Source organism: Acinetobacter sp. YH12231 (assembly GCF_013417755.1).
In the GTDB taxonomy this organism is placed as follows: Bacteria; Pseudomonadota; Gammaproteobacteria; order Pseudomonadales; family Moraxellaceae; genus Acinetobacter; species Acinetobacter amyesii.
Window position 1 is genome coordinate 72,758 of sequence record NZ_VPDJ01000019.1, and the last position, 7,157, is coordinate 79,914.

The 7,157-nt window shown below is 39.5% G+C and carries 8 protein-coding genes; 2 read left to right on the forward strand and 6 right to left on the reverse strand.

Features of this window, described 5'->3' with window-relative positions; genetic code table 11:
* The first annotated feature begins 12 nt into the window (after positions 1 to 12).
* The gene (locus tag FTV11_RS12635; RefSeq protein WP_078188554.1) at positions 13 to 1,332 is read left to right on the forward strand and encodes an MFS transporter; all 1,320 of its coding nucleotides are present in this window, start codon (positions 13 to 15) and stop codon (positions 1,330 to 1,332) included.
* A gap of 3 nt (positions 1,333 to 1,335) precedes the next feature.
* A complete protein-coding gene (gene coq7 / locus FTV11_RS12640; RefSeq protein ID WP_180004953.1) occupies positions 1,336 to 1,971 on the forward strand; it encodes a 2-polyprenyl-3-methyl-6-methoxy-1,4-benzoquinone monooxygenase in 636 nt (211 codons plus the stop codon).
* Between the two features lie 69 nt (positions 1,972 to 2,040).
* On the opposite strand, the gene FTV11_RS12645 is transcribed toward coq7, so the two are convergent.
* The 6 genes from FTV11_RS12645 to FTV11_RS12670 all read right to left on the reverse strand — a co-directional run bounded on the left by FTV11_RS12645 (position 2,041) and on the right by FTV11_RS12670 (position 6,494).
* A complete protein-coding gene (locus FTV11_RS12645; protein WP_180010355.1) occupies positions 2,041 to 2,721 on the reverse strand; it encodes a hypothetical protein in 681 nt (226 codons plus the stop codon).
* A 77-nt stretch (positions 2,722 to 2,798) separates the two neighbouring features.
* Positions 2,799 to 3,377: a DedA family protein gene (locus FTV11_RS12650; RefSeq protein WP_257223250.1), complete on the reverse strand. Its 579-nt coding sequence runs from the start codon at positions 3,375 to 3,377 to the stop codon at positions 2,799 to 2,801.
* Between the two features lie 161 nt (positions 3,378 to 3,538).
* Entirely contained in the window at positions 3,539 to 3,988 is a 450-nt protein-coding gene (locus FTV11_RS12655; RefSeq protein WP_180007921.1) for a 2-amino-4-hydroxy-6-hydroxymethyldihydropteridine diphosphokinase, read from the reverse strand.
* Entirely contained in the window at positions 3,945 to 4,325 is a 381-nt protein-coding gene (gene folB, locus FTV11_RS12660; protein ID WP_078188558.1) for a dihydroneopterin aldolase, read from the reverse strand. The genes FTV11_RS12655 and folB overlap by 44 nt, the downstream gene beginning before the upstream one ends.
* 83 nt (positions 4,326 to 4,408) lie before the next feature.
* A complete protein-coding gene (locus FTV11_RS12665) occupies positions 4,409 to 5,707 on the reverse strand; it encodes an AarF/ABC1/UbiB kinase family protein (RefSeq protein ID WP_180027033.1) in 1,299 nt (432 codons plus the stop codon).
* 58 nt (positions 5,708 to 5,765) lie between these two features.
* Entirely contained in the window at positions 5,766 to 6,494 is a 729-nt protein-coding gene (locus tag FTV11_RS12670; RefSeq protein ID WP_180027057.1) for a HesA/MoeB/ThiF family protein, read from the reverse strand.
* Positions 6,495 to 7,157 lie beyond the last annotated feature (663 nt).

Genomic DNA, 7,157 nt, shown 5'->3' on the forward strand with positions numbered 1-7,157 from the left:
AGCAAGACACTTATGAATAACAACGAACATCTGCTAGGTACACGCCGCTTCCTGCCTATGTTTTTGACCCAATTTTTTGGGGCGCTCAATGACAATGTGTATAAACAGGCTTTATTGTTGGTCATCACCTATGGATTAATCCAACAACAGGCATTACCCATCAGCACGCTAAACAATCTAGCTGCTTTATTGTTTATTTTACCCTACTTTATTTTTTCAGCGACAGCGGGACAGATCGCAGATAAGTTTGAACGTTCACAACTTGTCCGTGGCATCAAAATTTTAGAAATTATCATCATGATCATCGGCAGTATTGGCTTTCTGACCGGTCATTTATGGTTATTGTTGCTGGCTTTATTTTTGATGGGGACCCATTCGACATTTTTTGGTCCAATCAAATATGCAATTTTGCCTGAAATTTTAAAGCCCAATGAGCTGATGTCAGGCAATGCGCTCTTCCAATCGGCAACATCCATGGCAATTTTATTCGGGATGATTTTGGGCGGTGCAGTGATTGCTTCATCTCAAGGCAATTTAATGTGGATCAGCCTGACGGTAATGACCATCGCCATTTTAGGTTATATCACCAGTCGTTTTATTCTTAAGCAAAATGTCACAACACCTGATTTAAAAATCGATTGGAACTTTTTTCGTACCAGTTACCAAACGATGAAATATGCCAAAAGTTTGCCGCTGATTTTTACCATTTTATTGGGGAACTCGTGGTATTGGTTTTATGGTGCTACCTACCTCACTCAAATTCCACAAATGACCCAGCAAAACCTACATGCCTCTGAAAATGTCGTTAGCTTGCTATTGACTTTTTTCTCTGTCGGTGTAGGCGTGGGTTCATTACTTTGTCGTAAATTGGGCGGCACTCAAGTCAATATTAAGATGGTTCCCATCGGTGCTGTAGGTTTAACGGTATTTGCACTGTATTTAGCCTTTAGTTTGACCCTCGTCCCTACTCAAACTGGCCCACTTATTACCCTTTCAGAAGTTTTTCATCAAGGTTGGGGCTATTACCATGTCATGATTGCCGTGACTTTATTGGGCATTAGTGGCGGATTTTACATCGTTCCACTCTATGCAATGATGCAAGCTTACTCCCCACGCTCACATCGTGCGCGAGTCGTTGCCGCAAACAACATTTTAAATGCGGTATTTATGGTATCTTCTGCTATATTTTCAATTATCATTCTGAGTGTTTTAAAGATTGATATTAAAATACTTTTTTGTATAACCGCAGTGCTCAGTGCAATTTTTTGTATTTGGCTGCTATTACGCATCAAACCTTTGCTTCAAACTACGCAAGTCTCTCTGGAGGATTAATCCATGCGTCAATTTACAGGTGTCGACAAACTTATTCACTCATTTGATCAGGCCTTACGTAGTTTAGTTCCCGGAGCAACGGCTGCACATCGTGAAAATCCGTCTGTTGCTGAAAAGACTCAACTTGCAGTCAGTGAAGCACGTCATGTGGCGGGTCTAATGCGTGTCAACCATAGTGGTGAAGTTTGTGCCCAAGCGCTTTATCATGGCCAAGCACTCACCGCTAAACTGCCAAATGTCCGCCGTGAAATGGAACACGCTGCGATTGAAGAACAAGATCATTTGGCTTGGTGTGAAGACCGCTTAAAAGAATTAGACAGCCATACTAGTCTGCTCAACCCTGTTTGGTACGGCCTTTCTTTTGGGATGGGTGCATTGGCAGGTATTGCCGGTGATAAATACAGCTTAGGTTTTGTCGCTGAAACTGAGCGCCAAGTGAGCCTGCATTTAGAAGATCACATCCGCCAACTTCCTGAACAAGACGAACGTTCACGTAAAATTTTAGTGCAAATGAATGAAGATGAGCTGCATCACCGTGATACAGCACTCAATGCAGGTGGTGTAGACCTTCCTGTTCCAGTTCGTATTGCCATGACTGGTATTTCAAAGCTGATGACCAAAACCAGTTATTACATTTAATGCTTTTCTAATGATTGTCGCTAAGTTCTATAAATAGTGAAAAAAAAGCCTGCAATGATGCAGGCTTTTTTATGAGAAATCTTTTGACTTTAATACAATAATTCCTTCGCCATCAAAACAGTTTATAGGCTGCCATCGACTTGGTGTAAACCAATCAAAATTCAAACTATAACGTTGTGCAGTGGACGGATAACCTGCTCCACCTAACTCAAGCAGCCATCCTGCCGGACAAATTTCCTTTTGGTTATTCATCATAACGGTTTGATCATGTGCCAACTCAAGCAATAAATGGCGATGCAGCTCAAATGCAATAACATCAAATCCAGCTATTTGAATCGGCTGTGGAAAACGAGCCGATGTCAAACCTTGACGAATATCAGTCATCTGTTCCAGAGTATAATCGGTTTCAAATGATCGGTTAATCCACGTGCCTTCAGGCAGTACAACCTCTCCAAAGTTTAAAGGTTCCTGCAACTGTATATGAATTTTCTTTTGATGCTGCAACTCTGCATAGTCAGAAATAAGATCTGAAATCACGAACAATCCAAGCGTTACTGCAACAAATAAAGGGAAAAACAATACGCCAGATAAGCCAATTTTAAGTGCCGCATTTACTTTATATGGTCGATTTTTTTGCTTTTTATACCAATTATTCCAACTCAACCAAATCGCAATGACAATAAATAGCACCAAAATCGCAAAGCAAATAATAAGGAAACCTCCCGCACCCGCACCATAACCTAAGCCCATATTGCTCTCACTAAATATCCCTTTAAATCTTTTAATTATGTTTTGACGACTTTATCAGATCAACCACTTTCACTTTATCAATGTTGATGATGCTTACGCCACCACTTCAACACCGTATAGAGCACACGGAAGAATACGATACATAAAATAACGGCAATAACGATGTAAATATCTTGATGATAAGGCAGCATTTTCGCCCAAAATAGATGTAAATAATGACTGATTTGGAAGCCAATCGTTGCGACCAACATCGCCCAAATAAAACAGGCAACTAGATTAATCAGCACATATTTCCAAACAGGATAAGCACGCACACCGACTGCAATAGGTAAAATAGTTCTAAAACCCCAAGCAAAGCGCATAAATAAAATGGTCAAAATAGGATAACATTCAATAAACTGGCTCGCACGATCGAATTTTTGTGCAAATTCTGCATTCGACTGGATAAGTTTTTGCCCATAGCGAGCGCCCATTTGATAATAAAACTGATCGCCAATAAAACTGCCCAACATCGCCACTGCAATCAACATTGGAAAATGAAGTATGTGTTGATGTACGGCATAGGCGCCAATCATCAGCACTGTTTCTCCTTCAAACAATGTGCCAATAAAAATCGCAATATAGCCATAGTGCTGAATCAGATCCGTCCAGTTCATATCATTATTTTGAAGCTAAAAAGATAATGTAATCCTGAGACAGCCTATACGCTAGCGCATACCATGACAGGATTTGAATATTTTTGTTATTGTCTACTTGGGATATTTAGGGACATTTGAAATATACGTCATGAGTTTTGAAAGCATTGCGTTTCATTCACTCAATCCACTAAAACTTTTTGACAACTCACCATAGGAAATTGATGTGCTGGATGTTCAAACATCTTATTTTTCCATATATCGAACATTGGAATTTTAACATCGAGTGCTAAAGGCAGTTTTTTCGGATTAAATTGCATGTGCGCTAAGCTTTCGCCCCACGCGATCAGATCCAGATCCAAAGCGATATTATGAGACGGACGAACACGACCTGAGTCTGCTTCCATTTTTTTCAGTAAGGCGCTGATTTCATCTACAGATAAACTGCTTTTCACCAAACAGGCTGCATTCCAATAATCCGCCCCAATGCCATCACGACAAGGAATCACATAAATTTTGGAAAATTCAGCATGACCCAAAGCCTGAATTTGACGTAAAGCCAGTTGAAAATGCGGTTTTGGATTGAAATTACTCGCCAGAGCTAGGGCGAAAATCGTTTCGGTGGCGTTCAAGACGAATTCCTACAGAATTGGCTTGCGCGATAATGGCAGGCTTCCGGATGGTAATCATAATAGATTCAATGCTGTCATAGGTAGCGAAAAGTGCATCAATCACCAGTTTTGCTGCATGTTCGATCAATTTAGGTTGAGCAGTTTGAATGACTTTGGCTGATATTTCGCAAATTTCAGCATAATTCAAGGTATCTTCAAGCTCATCTGACTGAGCCGCCTGCGCTAAACTGGTTTGAATATTGAGGTCGAGCATCAAAGGCTGAATAATCTGACGCTCCCAATTGAAACAGCCGATGACGGTCTCAACTTTCAAACCTTCAATGATAATTGCGTCCATTCTTACACTCAAATTAAAATCTTAAACATCGATAAAATCCTCCTGTTAAAGAAGGAGGATTTTATTTATATCTTGCGGCTAAATTATTGCTTCAACAATAAATTAGGGTCCATAGTCTGCACCATTTGAATACGCTGGTCTGCATAAATATCAGTATATGGCGCAAGGATGCGCATAAAGCGGTCAAAGTACAACATTTGTTTGAATAATAAAGCGAAGTCACGTGGGAAGCGAATACCATGACGCTCTCCGACTTGTACCATATCCATCATGATGTCATTCAAATCGGCAGGATTTGAGGTTAATAATTCCTGTGGATCAGCCAAAAGCACACCGCTAAATAAACGCTCTAAATCGGCAGCTAAGACTTGTGTGTCAATTTTGACAGCCGTCATGCCCATTTTCAGCATGTTTTCAGCCATCAAGTTGTAGTCAGTTTTTTGTAGGGCATCCATAAACGCAATACATGCTGTCCACACTTCAGGTTTCAACTGACCCACGATACCAAAATCGATGAAGCCTACTCGACCATCTTCTAGCAGCATCAGGTTGCCTGCATGTAAGTCTGCATGGAAACTGTTACATAACATCAAGCTGCCAAACCATGTATTCATCGCTGTCACCAAAACTTGCGATGGATCTTTAGCGACTTTCTTGACCACGTCAAAATCGGTCAATGGCACGCCGTATAAACGTTCCATGGTTAAGACACGACGTGTTGAATATTGGTGATAAACCTTTGGTGCTGTTGCGGCTTTGTTTTGAGTTACGTTCAGATAATTCACAAAGTCGTCAAGATTTTGAGCTTCTTCAATAAAGTCCACCTCACGTACCATGCGAACTTTAATTTCTTCAACGATATCTGCAAGTGAAGCAAATTTGACTTTGGGTACAGCTTTTTCGACCAGTTTAGTAGCCCAATGTAAGACGTTTAAATCTGTATAGAGAATCGTCTCGACACCCGGTTTTTGCACCTTAATAACAACATTTTCACCACTGACCAATTTAGCGGCATGCACCTGTGCAATCGATGCAGAAGCCAAAGGCTTTTCATCAATTGAAGCAAATATTTCATCTAAATTACGGCCAGCAAATTCTGAAGCCAATACCTGCTGCACATAACTAAACGGCAATGAAGGTGTCTGATCTAAACAACCTTGAAACTCTTCGACATATTCACGTGGAAATAAAGAAGGTGTACTGGCAATAAATTGACCCAATTTAATATAGGTTGAACCCAGTGATTCAAAAGTTTCACGCATGAGTTTTGCGTTACTTGGTTTTTCAGTTGCAAATTTAAAGCCGGCTTTTGCCGCAACGACTGCGGTCTCACCCATTCGGGCAACCGAGCGAATTCCATCTAACCAGATATTGTTTTTCATAATGTCTTAGAAAAAAATAATTAACGTGAGTGTAGCAAAAAAATAAGGGCTTGCTGCTTTATCTTGCCTGACAGATTGGACAATCGGGATCTATTTCAAAAGCGAGAATTTTTTGTTTCATTGACAGACCATCCCACAACAAAAGTTTTTGTTTCAATACTGTCTTTCCTAAACCCAAATAAAGCAAAGCATGATGAGCTTGCAAACTTGCCATAACATTTGGTGTAGTTGCAAGTACACCTGAGTCTGCACAGCGCAAACTTTCATTGGCATGCTGTTCTTTTGGAAATAAACATTCATAACAGGCAGCATCGGCTTCAACCATAAATAACTGCCCTTGAAAGCCGATCGCTGAAGCACTAATCAGCGCCACATTATTTTCCACACAGCTTGTGTTAACCAAATACCGTGTACTGAAATTATCACAACCGTCGAGAACCAAATCTTGTTGTGAAATCAACGCCTTTGCGTTGCTTTCATCTAATTTTGTGGTATAGCTTTGCACTCGGATATGCGGGTTAATCGCTTGTAAGCGTTTAGCCAAAATTTCCGATTTATAAAAACCTACGTCATTTTTGGTATACGCGATTTGTCGTTGTAAATTACTGATTTCAATTCGATCTGCATCGATTAAAGTAATTTGTCCGACGCCTGCACGTGCCAATAATTCGGCTGTGGTACACCCAATTCCACCACACCCTACGATGAGTACATTGGCAAGTTTTAGCTTCTCTTGTGCATCGATGTCCCATCCATCAAGTAATATTTGACGGCTGTATAAATGCATTTCATCATCACTTAATTCAAATTCAGATGTTGATTCATTCGATTTAAACGTAGACAAAGTATTTCCTTATTAAAATTCGTCAAGCATAAAAAATGGGCGAGTTTATATCGCACGCAAAAGATTAAAACACCGATATCCATCAAATGTTGTTCGAGTACAAACCCGAAACAGTGTAAAAACACCCTGCTATTTGAGCAAGACAATATACAGCTTAAAGTTAAAATAAATGCTCTGTAGACATGGTATTTTTCTTAGTTAGCGTATCTTCAATTACACAATTTAAAATACAGTATCTCAAACACCTTAGTATGTAGAAACATCATAGAGGTATAGCGTATACATGTTTTAAAAATAATAAATATAGTTATATTTTTAACCATATTTAGTTGCACTAGAGCTGCTTACATTAGATTCATTTTAATGATTCTTTTCTACCTTAGCCTCAAAAAATAAAACTTAATTCAAGACATTTTAAGCGTTTATGTATGCAAAGAGATTTAATCCGTAGGTATATGTATGAATTCAGTGAGAATTAAATTAGATCTCTTTCATAAATCAAAAAACGATCTTCTTTTTGGTTAATATTTGCACTCCGGATTTCTTAGCATTCGTGCATAATCTGCGGATGAAATACATCGATTCAAACAAGCTTTCTGATCCTCA

Excerpts from the sequence above, each read along its gene's own strand:
- FTV11_RS12670 (WP_180027057.1), bottom strand. The coding sequence starts at position 6,494 with ATGCATTTATACAGCCGTCAAATATTACTTGATGGATGGGACATCGAT.
- FTV11_RS12650 (WP_257223250.1), bottom strand. The coding sequence starts at position 3,377 with ATGAACTGGACGGATCTGATTCAGCACTATGGCTATATTGCGATTTTT.
- folB (WP_078188558.1), bottom strand. The coding sequence starts at position 4,325 with ATGGACGCAATTATCATTGAAGGTTTGAAAGTTGAGACCGTCATCGGC.
- FTV11_RS12645 (WP_180010355.1), bottom strand. The coding sequence starts at position 2,721 with ATGGGCTTAGGTTATGGTGCGGGTGCGGGAGGTTTCCTTATTATTTGC.
- coq7 (WP_180004953.1), top strand. The coding sequence starts at position 1,336 with ATGCGTCAATTTACAGGTGTCGACAAACTTATTCACTCATTTGATCAG.
- FTV11_RS12665 (WP_180027033.1), bottom strand. The coding sequence starts at position 5,707 with ATGAAAAACAATATCTGGTTAGATGGAATTCGCTCGGTTGCCCGAATG.
- FTV11_RS12635 (WP_078188554.1), top strand. The coding sequence starts at position 13 with ATGAATAACAACGAACATCTGCTAGGTACACGCCGCTTCCTGCCTATG.